The organism is Klebsiella sp. P1927, assembly GCF_018204675.1.
Taxonomy (GTDB): domain Bacteria; phylum Pseudomonadota; class Gammaproteobacteria; order Enterobacterales; family Enterobacteriaceae; genus Klebsiella; species Klebsiella pneumoniae.
This window is the reverse complement of record NZ_CP073377.1, coordinates 2,504,650-2,523,235: the sequence shown is the minus strand read 5'-3', so window position 1 is coordinate 2,523,235 and position 18,586 is coordinate 2,504,650. Positions and strand designations below refer to the sequence as shown.

24 protein-coding genes are annotated in these 18,586 nt (G+C 55.0%); 10 read left to right on the top strand and 14 right to left on the bottom strand.

The annotated features are described in order from the left end of the window. Positions 1 to 247 precede the first annotated feature (247 nt). On the top strand, positions 248 to 679 hold the full coding sequence (locus tag KB892_RS12800) for a universal stress protein (protein ID WP_002903728.1): 432 nt from the start codon (positions 248 to 250) through the stop codon (positions 677 to 679). Between the two features lie 50 nt (positions 680 to 729). On the opposite strand, the gene KB892_RS12795 is transcribed toward KB892_RS12800, so the two are convergent. After that, positions 730 to 1,416 (bottom strand): GntR family transcriptional regulator, encoded by a 687-nt coding sequence (locus KB892_RS12795; protein ID WP_002903730.1) that lies wholly within the window; start codon positions 1,414 to 1,416, stop codon positions 730 to 732. Between the two features lie 91 nt (positions 1,417 to 1,507). Beyond that, positions 1,508 to 2,257 (bottom strand): bifunctional NADP-dependent 3-hydroxy acid dehydrogenase/3-hydroxypropionate dehydrogenase YdfG, encoded by a 750-nt coding sequence (gene ydfG, locus KB892_RS12790; RefSeq protein WP_002903733.1) that lies wholly within the window; start codon positions 2,255 to 2,257, stop codon positions 1,508 to 1,510. A 130-nt stretch (positions 2,258 to 2,387) separates the two neighbouring features. On the opposite strand from ydfG, the gene dcp reads away from it, so the two are divergent. Then, entirely contained in the window at positions 2,388 to 4,433 is a 2,046-nt protein-coding gene (gene dcp, locus KB892_RS12785) for a peptidyl-dipeptidase Dcp (protein ID WP_004152233.1), read from the top strand. 77 nt (positions 4,434 to 4,510) lie between these two features. Here dcp and KB892_RS12780 read toward each other — a convergent pair whose 3' ends face one another. Then, on the bottom strand, positions 4,511 to 4,897 hold the full coding sequence (locus tag KB892_RS12780; protein ID WP_002903735.1) for a nuclear transport factor 2 family protein: 387 nt from the start codon (positions 4,895 to 4,897) through the stop codon (positions 4,511 to 4,513). Positions 4,898 to 4,924: 27 nt separating this feature from the next. Between KB892_RS12780 and KB892_RS12775 the strand changes: the two genes are divergently transcribed. After that, positions 4,925 to 5,767, top strand: coding sequence for an AraC family transcriptional regulator (locus KB892_RS12775; RefSeq protein ID WP_004176283.1), 843 nt, complete (start codon positions 4,925 to 4,927; stop codon positions 5,765 to 5,767). A 50-nt stretch (positions 5,768 to 5,817) separates the two neighbouring features. On the opposite strand, the gene KB892_RS12770 is transcribed toward KB892_RS12775, so the two are convergent. Then, the gene (locus KB892_RS12770; protein ID WP_002903739.1) at positions 5,818 to 6,492 is read right to left on the bottom strand and encodes an SOS response-associated peptidase; all 675 of its coding nucleotides are present in this window, start codon (positions 6,490 to 6,492) and stop codon (positions 5,818 to 5,820) included. A 171-nt stretch (positions 6,493 to 6,663) separates the two neighbouring features. Here KB892_RS12770 and KB892_RS12765 point away from each other — a divergent pair, with 171 nt between their 5' ends. Together KB892_RS12765 and KB892_RS12760 are read left to right on the top strand one after the other, a co-directional pair. Continuing rightward, positions 6,664 to 6,792 (top strand): hypothetical protein, encoded by a 129-nt coding sequence (locus tag KB892_RS12765; RefSeq protein ID WP_004219446.1) that lies wholly within the window; start codon positions 6,664 to 6,666, stop codon positions 6,790 to 6,792. 54 nt (positions 6,793 to 6,846) lie between these two features. Then, positions 6,847 to 6,969, top strand: coding sequence for a small membrane protein (locus KB892_RS12760; RefSeq protein WP_004143611.1), 123 nt, complete (start codon positions 6,847 to 6,849; stop codon positions 6,967 to 6,969). On the opposite strand, the gene KB892_RS12755 is transcribed toward KB892_RS12760, so the two are convergent. The 3 genes from KB892_RS12755 to KB892_RS31510 form a co-directional block, all read right to left on the bottom strand. Beyond that, positions 6,966 to 7,601: a helix-turn-helix transcriptional regulator gene (locus KB892_RS12755; RefSeq protein WP_004154184.1), complete on the bottom strand. Its 636-nt coding sequence runs from the start codon at positions 7,599 to 7,601 to the stop codon at positions 6,966 to 6,968. The two genes, KB892_RS12760 and KB892_RS12755, sit on opposite strands and share 4 nt — an antisense overlap. Before the next feature lie 67 nt (positions 7,602 to 7,668). After that, a complete protein-coding gene (locus tag KB892_RS12750) occupies positions 7,669 to 7,791 on the bottom strand; it encodes a hypothetical protein (protein ID WP_004225117.1) in 123 nt (40 codons plus the stop codon). Between the two features lie 219 nt (positions 7,792 to 8,010). Then, complete coding sequence (locus tag KB892_RS31510; protein ID WP_271229884.1) at positions 8,011 to 8,106, bottom strand: YnaM/YnfT family protein; 96 nt, start codon at positions 8,104 to 8,106, stop codon at positions 8,011 to 8,013. Between KB892_RS31510 and KB892_RS12745 the strand changes: the two genes are divergently transcribed. The 3 genes from KB892_RS12745 (at position 8,066) to KB892_RS12735 (ending at position 9,763) form a co-directional block, all read left to right on the top strand. Further along, on the top strand, positions 8,066 to 8,167 hold the full coding sequence (locus KB892_RS12745) for a hypothetical protein (protein ID WP_223174615.1): 102 nt from the start codon (positions 8,066 to 8,068) through the stop codon (positions 8,165 to 8,167). The two genes, KB892_RS31510 and KB892_RS12745, sit on opposite strands and share 41 nt — an antisense overlap. Before the next feature lie 445 nt (positions 8,168 to 8,612). Next, positions 8,613 to 9,086, top strand: coding sequence for an Hsp20 family protein (locus tag KB892_RS12740; protein ID WP_002903808.1), 474 nt, complete (start codon positions 8,613 to 8,615; stop codon positions 9,084 to 9,086). A 164-nt stretch (positions 9,087 to 9,250) separates the two neighbouring features. Continuing rightward, positions 9,251 to 9,763 carry a 2-oxo-tetronate isomerase gene (locus tag KB892_RS12735; protein WP_002903810.1) on the top strand — a complete coding sequence of 171 codons (513 nt, stop codon included), beginning with the start codon at positions 9,251 to 9,253 and terminating at the stop codon, positions 9,761 to 9,763. Between the two features lie 20 nt (positions 9,764 to 9,783). Here the strand turns inward: KB892_RS12735 and KB892_RS12730 are convergent, their stop codons facing one another. Continuing rightward, positions 9,784 to 11,001, bottom strand: coding sequence for a diguanylate phosphodiesterase (locus KB892_RS12730; protein WP_002903812.1), 1,218 nt, complete (start codon positions 10,999 to 11,001; stop codon positions 9,784 to 9,786). Positions 11,002 to 11,401: 400 nt separating this feature from the next. On the opposite strand from KB892_RS12730, the gene KB892_RS31660 reads away from it, so the two are divergent. Further along, the gene (locus KB892_RS31660; protein ID WP_004195995.1) at positions 11,402 to 11,521 is read left to right on the top strand and encodes a small membrane protein; all 120 of its coding nucleotides are present in this window, start codon (positions 11,402 to 11,404) and stop codon (positions 11,519 to 11,521) included. Positions 11,522 to 11,551: 30 nt separating this feature from the next. On the opposite strand, the gene kbvR is transcribed toward KB892_RS31660, so the two are convergent. Next, positions 11,552 to 12,163, bottom strand: coding sequence for a LuxR family transcriptional regulator KbvR (gene kbvR, locus KB892_RS12720; protein WP_002903816.1), 612 nt, complete (start codon positions 12,161 to 12,163; stop codon positions 11,552 to 11,554). Positions 12,164 to 12,473: 310 nt separating this feature from the next. On the opposite strand from kbvR, the gene KB892_RS12715 reads away from it, so the two are divergent. Further along, on the top strand, positions 12,474 to 13,400 hold the full coding sequence (locus KB892_RS12715; protein WP_004151607.1) for a helix-turn-helix domain-containing protein: 927 nt from the start codon (positions 12,474 to 12,476) through the stop codon (positions 13,398 to 13,400). Positions 13,401 to 13,426: 26 nt separating this feature from the next. Here the strand turns inward: KB892_RS12715 and KB892_RS12710 are convergent, their stop codons facing one another. Genes KB892_RS12710 through ltnD form a run of 5 tightly spaced genes read right to left on the bottom strand, consistent with a single transcriptional unit; the run spans position 13,427 to position 18,428 of the window. Next, complete coding sequence (locus tag KB892_RS12710) at positions 13,427 to 14,791, bottom strand: GntP family transporter (RefSeq protein ID WP_002903916.1); 1,365 nt, start codon at positions 14,789 to 14,791, stop codon at positions 13,427 to 13,429. A 57-nt stretch (positions 14,792 to 14,848) separates the two neighbouring features. Continuing rightward, positions 14,849 to 15,631: an HPr family phosphocarrier protein gene (locus KB892_RS12705; RefSeq protein ID WP_004160175.1), complete on the bottom strand. Its 783-nt coding sequence runs from the start codon at positions 15,629 to 15,631 to the stop codon at positions 14,849 to 14,851. Positions 15,632 to 15,635: 4 nt separating this feature from the next. Next, positions 15,636 to 16,256 carry a 3-oxo-tetronate 4-phosphate decarboxylase gene (locus tag KB892_RS12700; RefSeq protein ID WP_002210516.1) on the bottom strand — a complete coding sequence of 207 codons (621 nt, stop codon included), beginning with the start codon at positions 16,254 to 16,256 and terminating at the stop codon, positions 15,636 to 15,638. Continuing rightward, positions 16,249 to 17,514: a 3-oxo-tetronate kinase gene (gene otnK / locus KB892_RS12695; protein ID WP_004151609.1), complete on the bottom strand. Its 1,266-nt coding sequence runs from the start codon at positions 17,512 to 17,514 to the stop codon at positions 16,249 to 16,251. The genes KB892_RS12700 and otnK overlap by 8 nt, the downstream gene beginning before the upstream one ends. 11 nt (positions 17,515 to 17,525) lie before the next feature. After that, complete coding sequence (ltnD, locus tag KB892_RS12690; protein WP_004151610.1) at positions 17,526 to 18,428, bottom strand: L-threonate dehydrogenase; 903 nt, start codon at positions 18,426 to 18,428, stop codon at positions 17,526 to 17,528. Positions 18,429 to 18,586: the final 158 nt, after the last annotated feature.

Here is an 18,586-nt window from a genome sequence, read left to right as displayed (position 1 = left end):
TCCCGGGGTCGACACCGGCTCTTCAGTTATTTCTACGATACTCCGCTGATGTCTATTTTTTGCTAGCGATCGGTTTTAGCAGACGCAGAATATGATCGAACGCAATGTCTATACATAACTCTATATTTCCCTGATTTACTAAAGATAATTAGCTGTTATTTTTCCGAACAATGGCTGGTATTTCACCGCAATAATGGCATAGTTAAGTTATTGAAAAAGAACTTTCTCTGCAAAAGGAGTACGGGCCATGTATAAAAAAATTTTATTGCCTGTTGATGTCTTTGAAATGGATTTAAGCGATAAAGCGGTGCGTCACGCGGAATTTCTCGCTTCGGCCGAAAATGGCGAGATCACCTTGCTCAACGTTCTGCCGAACAGCAGCCGTTCGCTATTGCGCGGTTTTACGGCGGATATTCGTAAGTTTGAAGCCTATATGAAAGAAGAGTCGGAGAAAAAAATGCGCGAGGTGGCGCGACTGTTCGCCATCCCCATGACGCGGATCCATACCCGCGTAGTCTTTGGCAACGTGCGTGACGAAATTCTGGCTATCAGTAACAACGAAGAGTTCGATGTCATTGTGATTGGTTCCCGCAAACCGGGGATCTCCACCCATCTGCTGGGCTCCAACGCCGAGTCAATTCTGCGCTACGCCAAAACGCCGGTATTGGTCGTTAGATAATCCCTTCAATGAGGACGGCTGCGTCGGCCATGCCGGCAGCCGTCTGACTCTTATTCTTCACTAAACCAGTCGCGGTTCTCCTGGCGAATCAGCAGTACGGATTCGCTGATTTCATGCAAATGGATACTCATGGCTTTTTCTACCGCCTCGGCATCGCGTTTTTCCAGCGCGGTGAAAATCTCATGATGCTGGCGCAGAAGCATCTCAGGAGAGGTGACATGGTCCAGACTCATATAGCGGACGCGATCGATGGCGGCTTTAATATTTTCCACTGTCTCCCAGGCCAGCTGACAGTCGGCGATAATCGACAGCTTCTGGTGAAATTCATCATCGAGCAGGAAAAAGTCGTTTAACTGCTGCCGATCAACAGCAATACGCTGCTGGTGAAGATTCTGTTCCAGCTGATAAAGTTGCTCTTCGTTAATCATGCCGGCGGCACGGCGAACCACCGCGCACTCAATCGCCTGGCGGACGAAGCAACCATTACGCACCTGCGACAATGAGATTTTATTGACGTAGCTACCGCGCTGGGGACGAATCTGGATAAGTCCGTTTTCCGCCAGCTTAATGAAGGCTTCGCGCACCGGCTGACGAGACACCGCAAAACGCACGGAGACTTCTTTCTCTGACAGCGGTGTACCAGGCGGGATCAGGCAGTGCACGATATCCCGGCGGAGGATGCGATAAATTTGCTGATTGACGGGTTGCGTCGGATTCAGTTGCGATTCTGCGGCCATTGATGGTTACTTTTTAGGGGGTTATGCGCACTATTTTACGCGTTTTTTGCGTTTCCGCCCATACCCGGCCCGCAGGCCGGGTGGCTGACGGTTAGCCCTGACGGTGAACGCTGAGTCCGGCAAAGCTCTGACTCACCGGCATCATCTCCAGGGTGTTGATGTTGACATGTTTCGGCAGGGTGGCGACCCACCAGACCGCCTCGGTCACATCTTCCGGCGTTAGCGCTTGGGTATTTTCGTAAGCTTTTTCGGCTTTAGCGTCATCGCCCTTAAAGCGGACGTTAGAAAACTCGGTGCCGCCCACCAGACCCGGCTCGATGTCGGTCACGCGCACCGCGGTGCCGTGCAGGTCGGTACGAAGATTGAGGCTAAACTGACGGACAAAGGCTTTGGTCGCCCCATAGACGTTTCCGCCGGCGTAAGGCCAGCTGCCTGCCGTAGAGCCGATATTGATGATATGGCCGCGATTGCGCTCCACCATCCCCGGCAGCACGGCGCGGGTCATGTACACCAGCCCTTTATTATTGGTGTCGATCATATCTTCCCAGTCTTCCACACTGGCGCGGTGCGCCGGCTCCAGACCAAGCGCCAGGCCGGCGTTGTTCACCAGCACATCGATAGCCTGCCACTCGGCCGGCAGGTCAGCAATCAGCGTCTCAATGGCGGCGCGGTTGCGGACGTCAAGTTGCGCGATATAAAGGTTATCGCCCAGCTCGTCTTTCAGCGTCTTCAGGCGCTCTTCACGACGACCGGTGGCAATCACTTTATGACCGTTAGCGATAAAACGGCGAGTAATACTTTCACCAAAACCGGCGGTGGCGCCGGTGACCATGATAATCATCTTACTGTTCCTCAACGCTTTTTGTGTTTTCATACCATAGCACGCACAGGCGGCGACCGGTAACGGAAATCATTGCGACCCCTTAAGGAGAGGCCTAATCTTACAGCATTAGCCTGTACAGGAGAGAAAGATGTCCGAACGAAACCCCTTTTTTAGCGTCAGTACGTTGCCTTACCAGGCGCCGCCGTTCGATGTGATTGACGACAGCCACTATCGCCCGGCGTTTGATGAGGGCGTCCGGCAGCAGCGGGCCGAAATTCGCGCTATTATCGACAATCCGCAGCCGGCCAGTTTCGCCAACACGCTCGAGGCGCTGGAGCAGAGTGGTCAGCTGCTGGCGCGGGTGACGCGGGTCTTTTTCGCCATGGCTGGCGCCCATACCAATCCTTATATTCAATCACTGGATGAACAATTTTCCGCCGAACTCGCCGAGCTGGGGAATGACATCTGGCTTAATGCGGCCTTGTTTCAGCGCGTGAACAGCGTCTACGAGCAGCGCGACGCGCTGGCGCTGGACAGCGAGTCCTATCGTCTCCTGACCCTGACGTGGCAACGTTTTGTTCACGCCGGGGCGACGCTGGCTCCCGAGCAGCAGGCGGCGCTGCGCGCACTGAACACCGAAGCGGCTACGCTGCAAAGTCAGTTCCAGCAGCGACTGCTGGGAGCGGCAAAAAGCGGCGGCCTGGTGGTTGATTACCGGCATCAACTGGCTGGCCTGAGCGATGAGGAGATAGCGGCGGCGGCTGACGCAGCGCGTGAAAGAGGGCTTAGCGACCGCTGGTTGCTGACGCTGACCAATACCACCCAGCAGCCGCAGCTGCTTGCGCTGCGCGACCGGCAAACGCGGGAGAATCTCTTCGCCGCCGGCTGGACCCGCAATCAGCAGGGCGATGAGCATGATACGCGCGACCTGGTACTGCGGCTGGCGGCGATCCGCGCGCAGCAGGCTGAGCTGTTGGGAGCCGCTGATTACGCCAGCTGGGCGCTGACCGATCAAATGGCGGCTTCCCCGGCGGAGGCATTGGGCTTTATGCGTCAGATCGCGCCGGCGGCGCGGGCGAGGGCGGAACGTGAGTTGGCGGACATCCAGCAGGTGATCGACAACGAAGGCGGGGGTTTTCGCGCGACGGCATGGGACTGGCTTTACTACAGCGAGCAGGTGCGGCGGGCTGCCTATGCCATTGATGACGCGCAGCTCAAACCCTATTTTGCCCTCGAGCGGGTGCTGCAAGACGGCGTCTTCTGGACGGCCTCGCAGCTCTTTGGTCTGCGCTTTGTTGAGCGCTTCGATATACCGGTCTATCACCCGGATGTGCGGGTCTGGGAGATCTTCGATCACAACGGCGAAGGGATGGCGCTGTTTTACGGTGACTACTACGCTCGTGACTCAAAGAGCGGCGGCGCATGGATGGATGTGTTTGTCGAACAGTCGACTCTGCGCGCGCAGCGCCCGGTTATCTACAATGTCTGCAACTACGTCCGCCCGCAGGCAGGGCAAAGCGCGCTGCAGTCGTGGGATGAGGTGATCACCCTGTTTCATGAGTTCGGCCATACCCTGCATGGGCTGTTCGCCAGCCAGCGCTACGCCAGTCTCTCGGGGACCAATACGCCGCGCGATTTTGTCGAATTTCCTTCGCAGATCTTCGAACACTGGGCCAGCCAGCCGCAGGTGTTTGCCCACTACGCGAAGCACTACCAGTCCGGGGAGCCGATGCCGCAGGCGCTACGCGACAATATGTTGCGTGCGGCAACCTTCAATAAAGGGTACGACATGAGCGAGCTGTTGGCTGCTGCGTTACTCGATATGCGGTGGCATAGCCTGTCGACCTCGGCATTACCGGAGGAGGTGGACGCGTTTGAGCAGCTGGTGCTTCGGGAAGAGAACCTGGATCTGGCGGCGGTCCCCCCGCGCTATCGCAGCAGCTATTTCTCCCATATCTTCGGCGGCGGCTATGCGGCAGGCTATTACGCCTATCTGTGGACCCAGATGCTGGCCGACGACGGCTATCAATGGTTCGTGGAGCAGGGCGGTTTGACCCGTGAGAACGGTCAGCGTTTCCGTGAGGCGATTTTATCACGCGGGAACAGCACTGATTTAGCTGAACTGTATCGCCAGTGGCGCGGACACGATCCGCAGATTGAGCCGATGCTGAAAAATCGCGGGTTGAGTGCGTAGGGCAATTTTAGTCTGACAAGATAACCGGGCGCGCTGCCCGGTTTTTTGTCTGATCTAGTCGTAACCTTATATTTCTTTTACCTCACGCTGCCTAAATCTCTATCGCTCTCTCTCCCTTTAAGCATTAACGTGGCTTCTTCGATACGAATGAAGCGCCCGGAATCATCTATTTCAGCGAACATATAAACTTCCATGTCCACCTCTTCTCCGCTGCGCCTGGTGCACAGAACGCGATGCCTTGTGGCATAAAGATTCCCGTTACGAAGTTCGTCATGTAACTCAATTTTAGCGAAGGCGATAATTTCCCGGAGTCTACGCGCATGCTGAGCAAAGCCATCTAATCCTTCCCACTTGTTATCAGTACGCTGCCGATAACCGGGACTAAAATAGCGACTGAGTATCCGATCCAGTGGTATCTGTTGGTGGTTGATAATGTCATCCAATACTCTAGTAATAGTAATCATTTTGATGGTTAGTCCTCTGTGAAAGTGATGAATACTTTACAATCGACTAACTGGCTTCAGTACGGTATAAAAGACATTAAACGCCTCAAACACGCCAATATGCACGATCCATTGATTCCATTCGAACCGGTGTTTTCCCCCCAGGGACCCACTTTACTCGTCGCGGTACGTCAGTCTGAGGTAATACGGGAGACTCCACGCCACCATCACAGCTGTGGGCAGTTAATCGGTGCCATACGTGGGCTACTTACGGTCGATGGCGGTGATTGTCGCTGGGTGGTACCGGCAACACATGCCGTCTGGATACCGCCAGGTGTTCCGCACGGCCTGCGCTCGCACGGTCCATATTCAGGATGGAGTGTTTATGTTTCTGCCAAAGCCTGTGGCGAGCTACCTGATAAGCCATCTGTTCTCTCAATGACAAATCTGCTGCGTGAAGCGATAACGCGAGCGGCTGCATGGCAAGGTGTAGAGCTTAATGCGTCCCAAAAACGTTTAGCTGGCGTTATTCTTGATGAAATTGGTTCCCTCCCCAGGGTTAATCTTGGGCTTCCAATGCCGCAAGATAGCCGATTGCTCAGAATCGCGCAGGCGCTGTCAGCAAACCCGGACGACGGGCGCAGGTTGGAAGAATGGGCAGCCTGGGCCGGCATGTCATCACGCACGCTCACGCGACGATTCCGAGCCGAAACGGGTTTTAGCTTCAATGAATGGCGACAGCGGATACGCTTACTCAGGGCGCTTGAGCTACTGGCTGCCGGCAAGCCAGTGACGGCGATAGCGCTGGATCTGGGATATGACAATGTGAGTGCCTTCATAGCCTTGTTCCGTCGGATGTTCGGCACTACTCCAGGGCGGTATAAAATTTAATTATCTCTTCGCTGAATATGATGCGTTATCCGCCGCTTTGATTACGTTTGTCATGGGCTGAGAGGGGCAAGTAATTCGGGCCCCTGATTTTTCACATTGCCGACCGCCCGCGTTACCGGGTGCCAGGTAAAATCGTCGGCGGAAACGGCTCCGTCGCTGGCAATCTCCGCCGATTCCGCGCCGGTGACATCCTGCCTCATCCATTCGCGGGCGGCTTCAGGCGTCAGGACCAACGGCCGACGGTCATGAATATCGACAAGACCGCGATCGGCGGCGGCCGTCACGATCAAGAATCCTTCGGCATGGTCCCCACGTTCGAACGGAGTCCGACCAATCGCGGCCATAAAAATTGGCTGGTCATCCTTACGCTGGATAAAGTATGGCTGCTTTTTATTTCCTTCCTTTTTCCACTCAAACCAGCCGTCGGCGAAGCAGATCGCCCGTCCGTGCTCCCACAGCGGCTTGAACATCCTGCTGGAGGCTGCAGTCTCAACCCGGGCATTAATCAGCGGCGGTTTATCCCACCATCCTGGCGCATAGCCCCAGTAAACGGCATCGAGATGGAGTTGCTCATCGCGTTCATTGAGGAGTAAAACTTTTGTCCCGGGCGCGACGTTATAGCGCCCGATAGGCGCCGGGTCCCAGGCAATATCTCGTTCGGCCGCTTCCACGAGATGCGCCAGGTATTCCTCCCGGCTTTGCGCTTGCGCAAAACGTCCGCACATAGCCACCTCCAGCGTGATGTCTGACTAACAGTATAGATCAGCTGCAAAACGGTGTTTTCACCTGCCCAAATACCACGCTCCTTCCACGTTAGTAGACCATTATTTCAGGCCGTCATCTTGCCTGACGTCGCGACAGTACACGCTGGGCGTTAGGCCTGGCATTGTCCGTTTATGCTTCATCGTTATTACCCTAACGCCTGTCTGATAAAGGAAATCGTTTTTACTCTTTTTATTATCTTTCAGAATTATCGCACAGAGTTTTACCTTTGTTTGAAATGGTTGTCGCTGGGTTGTATTTGAAAATATCCACCCCTTATTATTTAAAAAGTCATCTTTATCTTTTAAAAGGTTGTTATGAGTAACTTACTATTATTAGTCCTGGCGGTGGTGTTATTGTTTACATCTTTGTTTTTTGGCCTGTCCTATGTTAGAGAAAGAAGAAAAATGAAGATGCGCTTTAATAAATTCCGACGTTAACCGATCCTTCCTGCGGAAAGCGCAAGAGCAACAGATGAGAATCTCGTTAACTCTTGTTTGGTAGCTATTTGGAATTTTTTCATAATATTGATTTTGTGAGAGAAGATCGTCTTATGACTGATGCCCAGTTTTTGCGCTATCTGCTGATTGTTCATTCCCGTTCTGATCGCATTGATAATATAAAGTTGTGATTTGGTCAAGGTTAACCGAGGGCATTTGACACAGCGTCTGCTGTCTTTTTCCAGCCCACCGCAACTAGATGTTGTCGACTCCGTCAGACGTTTTGCAATCTGATTTTTTACGCGGCGCAAGTCGCTGTTCATGCTGATAAAAGTGGCATCGCCAAGACAAAGTGGTAACTGTTCAACCTGCAAAGCGCTGTCGGTGGCGACGAAAATAAAAATAGACGTGTGCGGAGGAAGTTTTTTGAAAAACGGGTGGCATAGATAATGTTCACCAGCGGCCATTTCTGTGAACAGCATATCAATCGGACCTAATATATCTGTGAAATAGTCCACAACGGAATACGGTTCACGGATGTGTTCTTCCTTCGCGATCTCGCTAAGCAGTTCGCAAATTCCGCGATTAAGAAATATGTTTTCAGTGTTAATTAAAATATCAGGCATAGTCATGGCGATCGTGAAAGTTGTCATGCATTTAAAGTGGAGAACATTAAATGCGTATGCCTTTAGGATATTTCTAATAATCAACAAATGCAATAAGTCTAATTTTGGACTTTGAGCTGGCGAGTAAAATTAATGGTATATTAATCAATGGCTTATTTTTTAGCGTTGCGCGGGCATGACCGCTAATTTGGCACAAACTGCTTAAATTGCTTATATTGCATGCGTAAATTCTGGTCTCAAATATATTAATCAGGGTTACTTATTCACTGTATGAATTGCTTTTTCAAAAATACCTTTTGCAGGCGCGGGTCCTTGAGGAGATTGCGCCTGAGCGAAACCTGGGGTGGTCATTGATAAAAAGGGGCGGGGTAGACCCGCCGCTGCGGAGAGTGAACAGCAACGGCGTACAACAGAATCAGTTATCAGGATTGTTGGAGATGCTTTTCCACACCATTCCCAGGCCGATCAACATCGACGCGAAGAGGGCGAACAGGGTGGTTGAGATAAAAATGCTGGCCATGGCGGTGCCTCAGAAAGTGCGTATGCAGATCATTAGGCACGGTGTCGGATGAAAGGTTCCTTACCCGGCCGGGTATATTTTCACCAGCGGCGTCCGGTTGACGGCAACAAGGCGAATACCACGTCGAAGCGCCGCTGTTGGCAAGGGGATTCTGACAGGCAGCCGGGTTGCTAACCGCGCTGTTCAAGGGGAGAATACACAACGGCAAGGGGGGAGCGATTCGGACGTTGACATCCCCTTAAACAAGTTATATATACATGTCGCTTCTGTTTATTGAATGTTAAACAGCATCAGTTATGGGACTCAGAAGCGCCACAGCCCCCGCCGTCGGGCGGGGGTAACTTCGCCACCGGCATGCTTATTTTTCACTGAGGCTGGCGAAGAAAATTTTTTTATTTCGGGTCTTGAAAAACGCGCCTTAGATATTATTTTATATAGCGGACAAGCAATGCTTGCCTTTATGTTGAGCTTTTGAATGGATATTCAGGAGGTTAATTATGGCACTCAAAACCTTGTCAGCACTCCCGGTATTTGCTGATTCTCTTTTTGCCGATCGCTTTAATCGTATTGACCGTCTTTTCAGCCAGTTAACGGGCGATACGCCGGTGGGCACTTTACCGGCTTATGATTTACAGAAAGTCGACGACAGCAATTTCCTGCTCAGCGTCAGCGTGCCTGGCTGGAAAGATGATGAGCTGGAAATAGAAACCGTAGGGGGGAATCTGCATATTTCCGGGAAACGCCAGGAAACCGATGCCTCGACAGACAGCGGTGAACGCTGGATTTATAAAGGTATCCGCCGCGCTAATTTCCAGCTCAGTTTCTCTCTTCCTGAACACGCCCAAATTAATCAGGCGCAGCTGGATAGCGGCATCTTAAAAATAGCCATCCACCAGGAAATCCCGGAGAGCGAAAAGCCACGTAAAATTGCGATCGAGAATCAGGGGCGCGTGATAGAACATAAAGTTTGATTCACCGTTGTTCCGACGATGTTACCTTAAAGGCCCGCCCTGCGGGCCTTTATCCTTTCCCCTGAAAATATAAATGGCCCCCCGACGACAAAGAAATCGATATGCTATTCTGTTAACAGACGCAGTGAGTCTGCTATTTCTTTCAATTTCGGCGAGGAGGAAGAATGACTGACGAGATCGATAGCGACGCAAACAATACGCATGAACTAACCGCTGAAGTGGCTCGGGCGCTGATCGCGCGCGGTTGGCGACTGACCACGGCGGAGTCTTGCACCGGAGGGAATCTGGCGGCAGCGCTCTGTGCCCAGGCGGATACCGCGGCATTTTATGATACCGGCGTAGTGACCTTCAGCGATGAAGCCAAGCGCAACGTGCTGCAGGTTCGCGCGGAAACCCTGGCGGTACACAGCGCCGTCAGCGAAGCCTGCGTTCAGGAGATGTCCTCTGGTATTCTGGCGCTCGCCGGGGCCGATATCGCCATCGCCGTCAGCGGCTACGCCGGACCGGAGGGCGGGGAAGATGGTACCCCCGCCGGCACGGTATGGTTTGCCTGGAATTTTCGCGGCCAGACTGAAACCAAACGGATGTGCTTTGCCGGCGACTGTGAGACCGTGGTGGCGAAAGCGGTACGATATGCCCTGGCGGCGCTGAGCGAAAAGCTTGCCCACTGGCAGTGACGATGCCCGGGGGCGCGGCCTTACAGGTCCATTGCCTGGCGCGCTACCGGCCAGCAAATCTCCCCGATGCCGTTAAGGCAGGGTCGGGAAAAGAGAAAGCCCTGAAACAGGCGTATGCCCACCGACTGCAGCCAGCACCACTCCTCCAGGGTTTCGACACCTTCAGCCACCACCGTAATGCCAAGATCCTCGCAGCAGCGGACGACCGAGGCGACAATCGCCTGTTTGGTGCCGCTAATATGGATATCGCGCACCAGTTCCGCATCCACTTTGATTTTATCAGGCTGAAAACGGGTCAGTAACGACAGGCCGGAATAACCTGCGCCAAAGTCGTCGATGGCCAGCTTCATGCCCGCGACGCGCAGGGCTTTGAGCACCTTGCGGAACTGGTCAAAGCAGGTGATCACCTCTGTCTCGGTCACCTCGATCAGTACCTGATCCGGTCTGAGGCCGGCCGCCAGCAGGCTGTCTATCAGCCAGCCTACGGCGTCAGGGTGGTGATACAGCGATCCGGGCAACAGGTTAATCGCCAGCTGATGTTTCCCGAGCGGCAGCTGGCCGGCGAGAGCGAATGCATATGCTTTGCTTTCAAGATCAAAACGGTAGCGATCCTCCGCCGCAATGGCGGCAAACATTTCCACGGGAGAGCCGCCGGTTGGGCTGCGGATCAGAGCCTCAAAGGAAGAAACTCGCTTTTTAGCCGGCTCGACAATAGCCTGCAGAGCAAACTGGCAAGGTTGACCGGGCAGGTGCTGCGGCGCGGCCGTACCTGACGCGGGCATCATCATCCAGCGAGAGGGCTGCAGCGGCTCGGGCAGGCAATAGCGGCCGCCGTCGGCAATGAAGGCGCTAAGCAGCCGGAACATCCGGTCGTTGACCGGTTCGGTGACCCCAAACGTGCTAAAGCGCAGAATTTCCTCCAGCGCGCCATCGGTTTCAAACAGCCGGAGATCCAGTATGCGCATTCCGGTGCCGTGAAAACGTCGGTAGGCTGAGTAATCGCGCATCAGCTCCACTACGTCGCGATGACGCGGGTCGCTTTGGATTTCGCTGAACAGCGACTCAAGTGCCTCCTCAGTCCCTTCCAGGACCTGGAAAAACTGCAGGCCGTTAAACAGCAGAATGCCGGTGATGCCAAGGGGCAAATTTTTACTGCTGGCGCGATGGACTAAAGCGTCGAGATCGACGGGCGGGCGGTCAGGATGAACCTGGCTGCGGTAAATCAGGGTGGTTAGCATAGTTGTTACGATCGCTCCCGCGGCGTAAGAACATCCGCGCTCAGCATGCAAGATGAGTATGGCCTGACCCTAAAGGAGGGCGAGGCTGATATGTACAAACATTCAACCAACCGTGATGTCCGCTACGCGGAACGCGAGCTTCACTTTGTGATTCCCTCCACTGTACAGGGAATTACACATTTGGCTATCTTTTTCTCATCCTCAATGCAAAAAGACGCTAACAGGCCTCTCATTCCCTCCTCAGACACTGGCGCTGCGTCTTATTTTACCTGTTAATATTCGCTACCAGGAATTATCCTACCATTCTATTTCCCACTCTCAAAAATGAGGCGCTGGTCTTGCCTGAATATAATCGAGTGAATATTATCACTCTAAATTAAATTCTTTTGTCAGGTTTGATATGAGCGACTTCTTTATTATTTTGTGTCTGATTTTATGTCCCATCATTTCTTTATGGAGTGGCTTTTCCTATATTCAGGAAAGGCGCAAGAGACGGTATGTTTTCCGTTCCAGAAGATGATTGTTTGACAGAATAAAATGACGAGTTGTATCAGCGTTTGGCGAGCAGTTGCACAAGGTTGTTAAACTGCTGACGGCTATTCAAATTAAATTTACTCATAATATTCTTTTTATGTGAATGAATCGTTTTGGGACTAATATTTAGCGCAGCGGCGACTTCATGCGGGCTCAGGCCAATACTGAACGCGTAAATGACTTTGGTTTGCGCGTCGCTGACCGACCTGCAGGCGCAATTAATGCAACGCCGCAGACGATTGAACGGCGGGTCTTGCCGCGGTAGCAGCGGACGCTCAATGGCGTTAGCTATCTCATCTTTCAGCCGCTGAACGCGAGCGTGAGGCGGCATAAATACCGCATGCTGCAGACAATTCGGTAAACCCTCATCTACGGTAGCGTGTTCATTGTCCGGGAAAATAAAAAGCGTATATTGTTCCGGGGCATGCTGAAAAAGATCCTGGCACAAGTACCACTCCCCCGCGACCATTTCCGTGAATATCACATCAGCTTGCGCCATCGATCCTGCATCCCATTGTTGAGAAAACTGATAGTGTGGCCGCCCGGCGGCCTTCATCGCTTCATCAACCAGTTCAGCAATAGCGACTCGCAAATAGTGATTTTTTATATTGAACAAAAAATTAGTCATATAACTTCCCTGTGGGCATTAAAAAACATATCTGGATAAATTAAAGAATATAATGATGATGCAGGTACTATTTTTAGCCGTGGTAATCTAAGGGATGTTTTCCATTAATGCAATATCTGGTGGGGAAAGTGAGATAACGGTATATTGATATGCGAAAGTTCCTAATAAACAAAGCCTTAAGCATATATTTGTCACTATTTAAAGCCGTTTCCTGTTTTTTTATTTTTGCGATGCATAAAAAGCTTAGTGATAGCCGCGCTCTGTTGTTAAAATTAGCGGAGGACAAGAATACAGGATGTATGCCGTACTTATGAAGCAGATGCTCTATTTGAAAATGCTGGCGTGGCTGGAGGATAATATCTATTGTAACCCGGCGATCGATGACCTGGCGCTGTATATGGGCTATTCACGTCGGTTTGTGTACGACGTGTTTTACCAGTATGGCCAGTTACCCATCGGGCAGTATATTCGTCTGCGGCGGTTGACCATCGCAGCGGTCAGTCTGCGCTTAACACGGCAACCGATCGCCGCTATTGCCTGGCAGTTAAGCTATGACTCGCCGCAGACCTTTTCCCGGGAGTTTAAGAAGCGCTTTTCGCTCTCGCCACGTGAATACCGTTGCGCGGCGCACTGGGACACGGCAAAGCTGTTGAAAAAGTTTCACCCGGACGGAGAGAGCCTACCTCTGGCTCGTTTTTTTTCTCTGCCGGAACAGGTCTATTATGGCTATCCGATGAAGTATGAACTGCGCCTGTCGGATTTGGTGTTGCAAAGCACCGCTAAGACGAGCATCAGACAAAAGGTTGACCGTTTTTTCACCGCTGGCGGAGGCTCGCTTTCCGTACTTTCCGACTACGCCGCGGCGAGCAAAAATGAGCTTAACGTCGAGGTTAACGCTTTTGTCGGCTGTCATGAGGCGGGAAAGCTGCCCCCCGCGCTGGCCATGAACAGCTCGCTGACCACCCGGTCAGGGCTTTATGTCGGGGTTGAATTCTACGGCAATTGGTCACGTTATGCTCGTTTATCCAGCGATCTGTATATGGAGCTGCTGCCATCCCTGGGGGTAAGTCGTCGGGACGGCTATGACATTGAATGTTTTATAACCCGCCATGCGGAAGGCGAAGAGGCAGGGGACAGGCGCTATCGCGTACGCTATTTTATCCCGGTGACGCTGTCGGCAGCGGGTCTGCGGTCTGACAGCGGTAGTGGGTCAGGGCCTGTGCCGGGGCGAAGTTAAGGTGGCCGGAGCCACCCAGGTTAACATCAAAGCGCAAACCACAGCAGCCAGGTGATGAGAAAGCCCGTCACCCCCATGATGGTTGTCAAGACGGTCCAGGTTTTGAGTCCATCCGGCACCGAGAGTCCGAGATAGCGCGTGACGACCCAGAACCCGGCGTCGTTGACGTGCGACAGCCCGAGCGAGCCGAAGCAGGTCGCCAGCGTCACCAGCACCAGCTGCAGCGGCTCCAGACCGACAACCGCCTGCGACAGCAGACCGGAGGTGGTGAGGATCGCCACGGTGGCCGAACCCTGCGAGGCTCTGAGCACCAGCGATAGCAGAAAAGCGGCGGGCATCAGCGGCAGATGTATTGTCTCCAGCGCCTCGGCTAAGGCATTACCGATGCCGGAAGCGACCAGTACGCCGCCAAAGGCGCCGCCGGCGCCGGCGACGAGGATCACGTCCGCCGACGAGGGGATCGCGCTGCCGGTGACTTCGCCCAGCTTTTTCAGGCTCATCCGCCGACGGATGCCCAGCGTCCAGCTGGCCAGGCCCAGGGAGATCAGCAGGGCGACCGGCGGGGTACCAATGACGGTCATCAGCTGGCGAACCGCGTTTTCCGGCAGCAGAAGCGCCTGACACAGCGTCCCGGAAACAATCAGCATGATGGGCACCACGATCAGCCCACCGATAACCAGCGCATTCGGCGGCGGCAGACGGGTCTGCTGCGCGTTAACCGAGAGATCCGGTACTTCCGCCGTTTGTTGCTGCTCCAGCACGTTAATCGACAGATGATAATGGCGCCGATTGATAAACCGGGCGACAAAATAGCCCACGATACCGACGACCACCGACACCCCAATCCCCGCCAGCATCAGCCAACCGACATCGCTATGCAGAATGCCTGCCGCAGCCGCTGCGCCAGGATGGGTGGGCAGCGCCACGTGGACGGTTAACATCACGCCGGCCATCGGCAGGCCAAACTTCAGCGGCGACACGTGGGCGACTTTGCTGAAGCCGTAGATTAACGGAATGATGATGATAAAGCCGACTTCAAAAAAGACCGGGGTGCCGAGAATAAAAGCCACGATGGTTAAGGCGGCAATGGTTCGTTTTGCACCCAGTACGCCGGTCAACGTTTTCGCCAGCGATTCGGCGCCGCCGGACATTTCAATCAGTACCCCCAGCATTGAGCCCAGAATAATAATGCTGGCGATGTGGCCAAGCAGGCCGCCCATGCCTTTTTCAATGGTGGTTATAATTTTATCTGCCGGAATGCCGGTGGCGAATGCCACCAGCAGACTGACGATCAGGAGCGCCACAAAAGGATGTGCTTTCGCTTTGATCACTAACAGGAGCAACAGCACTACGCTGGCTAACGCAATAAGTAACAGCGCCGATGTCGACATAGGTTTGCCTCGGGTATTAACAGGTGTACAGAGAGTTATTTTTTTAGAAAACGGCGTTTATTTTTTCCGGTAGGGCGAGAACCACCCCAGCCCGGAAAGCGTGTCTGTCCGGGGGATATATTCGCAGCCGATCCAGCCGTCATAACCGGTTTTATCCAGTAGCGCATAGAGCCACGGATAGTTTATTTCGCCCTCATCCGGTTCATGACGGTCGGGCAGGGAGGCAATCTGAATATGGCGATACTGGCCGGCATATTCGGTAATAAGATGGCTTAAATTGCCGTCCACCTTCTGCGCGTGAAACAGATCTAACTGCACCGCCAGGTTCGGCCTGTCGACCCGTTTCACCATCGCCAGCGTCTGATATTGACTGTGGTAGAGATAGCCCGGTTTGGTCTGCGGATTCAGTGCTTCGATGAGTATCCGCTTGTCGTGGCGGGCAAAGCACTCCGCGGCGTAGCGCAGATTACCGATAAGCACGGCCTCGCAGGCTGCGCGATCCGCTCCCGGCGGCACCACGCCGGCCATGATATGCACCTGCGGGCAACCGAGCTGGCAGGCATACTCCAGCGCCAGCTCAATATCGCGTCGGGCCTCCGCGCTTCTCCCGGGGATGGCGGCGAGCCCCCATTCTCCGGCGTTGACGTCGCCGGGTGGGGTATTGAACAGCACCAGCTGCAGCTGGTTCTCCTGCAGGCGCTGTCTGATTTCCCCGGCGGCATACTCATAGGGAAACAGAAACTCAACGGCTTCAAATCCCGCCCGGGCAGCGGCGGCAAAGCGTTCCAGGAACGGCAGTTCGGTAAACAGCATGGATAAATTTGCAGCGAATTTTGGCATGGTTTTATCTCAGTTCTTTTACTTCGTCAGCGGTCAGGTAGCGGATCTCGCGGTTGCCGAGGGTAAATATCAGCCGTGCGGTCTCTTCCAGTTCCTCGGTATTGTTGGTGGCTTCGCGCAGCGATGAGCCAGTAACCACCGGTCCGTGGTTGGCCAGTAAAAAGGCGTTATAGCGGGGCGCCAGCCCGGCCAGCGCCTGGGCAATACGGTCATCGCCCGGCCGGTAGTAGGGAACCACCGGGACGTCGCCGACGCGCATCACCACATAGGGGGTAAAGGGGCGGATACAGTTGTGCGGATCGAGCCCCTGCAGGCAGGAGAGCGCGGTCAGATAGTGGCTGTGCAAGTGGACGATCGCCTTGCAGGCCGGGTTGTGCAAATAGACCGCCCGGTGAAAAGTGACCTCTTTCGACGGTTTGTCGCCGGAGATCCATTCCCCTTGCAGCGTCACCACCGACAACCGCTGAGCCTGCAGTTCGCCGAGGCAGGCGCCGGTCGGCGTCGCCAGCAGGTTGCCGTCCGGCAGCAGCAGCGACAGATTGCCAGCGGAGCCGGTGGCATAGCCGCGGCTAAATAACGAGGCGCCAATCTGCACCATTTCCTCTCGCAGTTGTTGCTCAGTCATGACGAAACTCCTGCTGGGCACGGGCAAAGAACTGGATATCGCCGAAGTTACCTGACTTCAGCGCCAGGGAGAGCGGCTGGCGGGTGTCACGCACCCAGGGCACGCCAGGGGAGATGGTCGGCCCAATATGGAACGCCTCAACCCCCAGGGTCTGCGCCACAATGCTCGACGTTTCCCCTCCGGCCACAATAAAGCGGGTAAATCCTTTCGCCTTCAGGGCGGCGGCAAGAGCGGCAAACAGCTGTTCCACCCGTTCGCTGCTGGCCTTGTCGCCATACTGCGCCTGGATCCGCTGCAGCGTTTGCGGCTCGGTGGTGGCATAGATCATCGGCGCCAGCGGCGCATCGCGCTGCGCGTCCACCCAGTCAGTCAGCGTCCTGACGTAGCTCTCCAGATCGGTAAAGCAGGCGCTTAAGTCGACGGCGCGGGCGGGGGCCTGTTGACGATAGGCCGCCACCTGGCTGTTGGTCATCACCGAGCAGGAGCCCGAGAGCACCACCGCCGGGCCGACTAGCGGCATGCCGGCCTGAGCGCTTTCACCCCGGGCGCCATGGCGCTGCGCCCAGTCGCGGGCGAGGCCGATGGCGAGGCCGGAACCGCCGGAGACCAGCTTCATCTCCCGCAGCGCCACGCCCTGGGTGAGCAGATCCTGTTCACTGAGGGCGTCGAGCACCACATAGCGCACCGCCGGATCGTTGACTGCCGCCAGCGCGGCGGCGACCGCCTCCGGCCCCCGGGCGACAATCGGCCAGGCAATCAGCGCGGCTTTTCCGCGCCCCTGGCGCTCAATTAAGCGGCCCAGGTGCGCATCCTCCATCGGCGTCACCGGATGGTGGCGCATCCCGGACTCATTCAGCAGTTGCTCGCCGACGAACAGATATCCCTGATAGACCGTGCGGCCGTTAACCGGCAGCGCCGGGGAAATCACCGTCCGCGTCTCACCCAGCTCGGCCAGCAGGGCATCCAGCACCGGGCCAATGTTGCCCTGCGCGGTGCTGTCGAAAGTGGAACAGTACTTGAAATAAAACTGCTGACAGCCCTGGGCCTGGAGCCAGCTCAGGGCCGCCAGCGACTGGCTGACGGCCATTTCCGCCGGGCAGGAGCGGGTTTTCAGGCTGATGACCACCGCCTCGCTGGTCAGCGGAAGATCGCGGGTCGGCACGCCATTCAGTTGCACCGTCGGCATGCCGTTGCGCACGAGGAAGCTGGCAATATCCGTGGCGCCGGTGAAGTCATCGGCAATGACACCAAGCTGCATGTTGTCTCTCCTCACTGTTTATGGCCCGGCAGGGTGATGCCGTTGAAAATCTTGATCACCGCGCTGTCATCTTCCCGACCGAATCCGGCATTACTGGCGGAGGTGAACATATTCAGCGCGGTGGTAGCGAGCGGCAGCGGGAAGGTCAGCGCCCGGGCAGTGTCATTCACCAGCCCGAGATCTTTGACAAAAATATCGACAGCGGATTTTGGCGAGTAATCGCCATCCAGGACGTGCTGCATGCGATTCTCAAACATCCAGGAATTACCCGCCGCGTGGGTGACCACGTCATACATCGTCTCCAGTGGGATCCCGGCGCGGGCGGCAAGCGCCATCGCTTCGGCGGCAACGGCGATGTGCACCCCGGCCAGCAGCTGATGGATAATTTTTACCGTCGAGCCAAGACCAATGTCGCTCCCGATGCGGTAGGCTTTGCCGGCCACGGCGTCCAGCACCGGCGCGAGGCGGGCAAAGGCGGCATCGCTCCCGGAGGCCATCACCGTCATGTCGCCGGCGGCCGCTTTCACGGCGCCGCCCGATACCGGCGCGTCGAGCATCAATAGCTGGTACTCCGCCAGCGCCTCGGCAATGGCCTGAGCATCGGCGGAGGCGATGGTGGACGACACCATCACGACAGTGCCCGGCTTCAGATGGGCGGCGAGGCCGCTCTCGCCGAACAGGATCCCCCGCACCTGGGCGGCATTGACCACCAGCAGCACAACTGCATCCAGTTCCGCGGCGAACGGCACCGCGCTGGGGCCCGCGCCTTTGGCGCCCGCCGCCAGCAGTGCGCGACAGTTGTCGGGATTGATGTCAACGCCCCAGGTGTTCAGGCCCGCCTGCAGGCAGGCGCGGGCGGCGCCCATGCCCATTGAACCCAGTCCAATCACGCAGACGTTAGTGTGTGCAGCCATGCTGGTCTCCTTGTGAACATTAGTTAATTAATGTGATTTAATGATAGAATAAAGCGTTATCATGTGAATTTATGTGAGAGTTATCACGAATAACCCACATGAATATAAAAAATTCACAGGCGGAAAGAGGCTGCACAACGGCGATTCTTGCCCTAAAA

Coding starts and splice junctions, on each gene's coding strand:
- KB892_RS12735 (WP_002903810.1), top strand. CDS start 9,251: ATGACTGACGAGATCGATAGCGACGCAAACAATACGCATGAACTAACC.
- otnK (WP_004151609.1), bottom strand. CDS start 17,514: ATGCAGCTTGGTGTCATTGCCGATGACTTCACCGGCGCCACGGATATT.
- KB892_RS12705 (WP_004160175.1), bottom strand. CDS start 15,631: ATGCCAAAATTCGCTGCAAATTTATCCATGCTGTTTACCGAACTGCCG.
- KB892_RS12730 (WP_002903812.1), bottom strand. CDS start 11,001: ATGCTAACCACCCTGATTTACCGCAGCCAGGTTCATCCTGACCGCCCG.
- KB892_RS12765 (WP_004219446.1), top strand. CDS start 6,664: ATGCTTCATCGTTATTACCCTAACGCCTGTCTGATAAAGGAAATCGTT.
- KB892_RS12760 (WP_004143611.1), top strand. CDS start 6,847: ATGAGTAACTTACTATTATTAGTCCTGGCGGTGGTGTTATTGTTTACA.
- KB892_RS12770 (WP_002903739.1), bottom strand. CDS start 6,492: ATGTGCGGACGTTTTGCGCAAGCGCAAAGCCGGGAGGAATACCTGGCG.
- KB892_RS12755 (WP_004154184.1), bottom strand. CDS start 7,601: ATGACTATGCCTGATATTTTAATTAACACTGAAAACATATTTCTTAAT.
- KB892_RS12775 (WP_004176283.1), top strand. CDS start 4,925: ATGAATACTTTACAATCGACTAACTGGCTTCAGTACGGTATAAAAGAC.
- ydfG (WP_002903733.1), bottom strand. CDS start 2,257: ATGATTATCATGGTCACCGGCGCCACCGCCGGTTTTGGTGAAAGTATT.
- KB892_RS12710 (WP_002903916.1), bottom strand. CDS start 14,791: ATGTCGACATCGGCGCTGTTACTTATTGCGTTAGCCAGCGTAGTGCTG.
- ltnD (WP_004151610.1), bottom strand. CDS start 18,428: ATGGCTGCACACACTAACGTCTGCGTGATTGGACTGGGTTCAATGGGC.
- KB892_RS31660 (WP_004195995.1), top strand. CDS start 11,402: ATGAGCGACTTCTTTATTATTTTGTGTCTGATTTTATGTCCCATCATT.
- KB892_RS12780 (WP_002903735.1), bottom strand. CDS start 4,897: ATGATTACTATTACTAGAGTATTGGATGACATTATCAACCACCAACAG.
- KB892_RS12800 (WP_002903728.1), top strand. CDS start 248: ATGTATAAAAAAATTTTATTGCCTGTTGATGTCTTTGAAATGGATTTA.
- kbvR (WP_002903816.1), bottom strand. CDS start 12,163: ATGACTAATTTTTTGTTCAATATAAAAAATCACTATTTGCGAGTCGCT.
- KB892_RS12715 (WP_004151607.1), top strand. CDS start 12,474: ATGAAGCAGATGCTCTATTTGAAAATGCTGGCGTGGCTGGAGGATAAT.
- KB892_RS12740 (WP_002903808.1), top strand. CDS start 8,613: ATGGCACTCAAAACCTTGTCAGCACTCCCGGTATTTGCTGATTCTCTT.
- KB892_RS12700 (WP_002210516.1), bottom strand. CDS start 16,256: ATGACTGAGCAACAACTGCGAGAGGAAATGGTGCAGATTGGCGCCTCG.
- dcp (WP_004152233.1), top strand. CDS start 2,388: ATGTCCGAACGAAACCCCTTTTTTAGCGTCAGTACGTTGCCTTACCAG.
- KB892_RS12795 (WP_002903730.1), bottom strand. CDS start 1,416: ATGGCCGCAGAATCGCAACTGAATCCGACGCAACCCGTCAATCAGCAA.